The sequence below is a fragment of the Vibrio sp. 1562 genome (genome assembly GCF_033340155.1).
In the GTDB taxonomy this organism is placed as follows: domain Bacteria; phylum Pseudomonadota; class Gammaproteobacteria; order Enterobacterales; family Vibrionaceae; genus Vibrio; species Vibrio alginolyticus.
The window spans coordinates 1-1,007 of record NZ_JAWOVY010000130.1; the positions used below are offsets into that span (position 1 = coordinate 1).

General features: G+C 49.6%; 1 protein-coding gene. It reads left to right on the forward strand.

What is annotated here, in order from left to right:
* A partial coding sequence (locus tag R7Z49_RS23685) for a ferric reductase-like transmembrane domain-containing protein (protein ID WP_318112163.1) occupies positions 1–1,007 on the forward strand: 1,007 nt, incomplete at both ends.

Below are 1,007 nucleotides of genomic sequence, written 5' to 3' on the forward strand. Positions count from 1 at the left end.
CCAATGGCGCTCCGCGCTTATTCAATATTCTGGTGTTTTGTCGTTGGCTTTGATGTCTATTGCGATGGTGTTGGCGCTGCGCTTACCTGTGATCGAGCAATGGGTTCACGGGATGGATAAGGCCTATCGTGTGCATAAATGGCTCGGCATTGCGGGGGTTAGCCTCGGAATCGTGCATTGGTTGACGTATAAAGTGCCAAAATGGCTAGTGTCGGCAGGAGTGCTCGAAAAACCAATCAAACACACCGGGGTTGGGCCTTCTGGGAACAACTTTGTCGGTTTAGAACTCTGGGTCAAAGAGTTGCGCGATGTGGGGCTTGGTTTGGGGGAGTGGGGTTTTTACCTGCTCTTAGCATTGCTCGTGGTGTCATTGTGGACGGTTGTTAAATACAAGCCATTTAAGTTGTCGCATCGTTTAATGGCGGCAGTGGATTTGATGATTGCTGTTCACTCCGTTTTGTTGATCAAGCACGCGTACTGGGGTGAGCCAATTCATTTCGTTGCTTTGTGCTTTGCCTTGATGGGCTCTGCAGCTGCCGTTTATAGCTTGCTTGGTTTTGTCGGACGAGCGAATCGCCATCTCGCCAAAGTGGTGTCGACTCGCTACTTCCCTCAAGCGCGAGTGATGGAGCTGGTTTTGGCGCCAAGCAATAACGGTCAAGGAACTCCTTGGCAAGGACACAAAGCTGGGCAGTTTGCTTATGTTCGTTTTGGTAATGAAGATCCGCATCCGTTTACGATTGTTTCAGGTGAGCATGAACCAGAGGTACGCTTTTTGATCAAAGAGCTGGGTGATTTCACCACGGATTTGTACCACAGGGTTAAAATTGGTGAAGAAGTGATGGTTGAAGGTCCTTACGGACGCTTGGCGTTTGACGTCAATAAGCCGCAGATTTGGATTGCGGGTGGTGTTGGGGTCGCGTCGTTCTTTGCCATCTTAGCGTCACTCAAATCGCTAAAAACGCATCCTCCTGTGCATTTGTTTTACTGCACGCGAGGTTTGGATA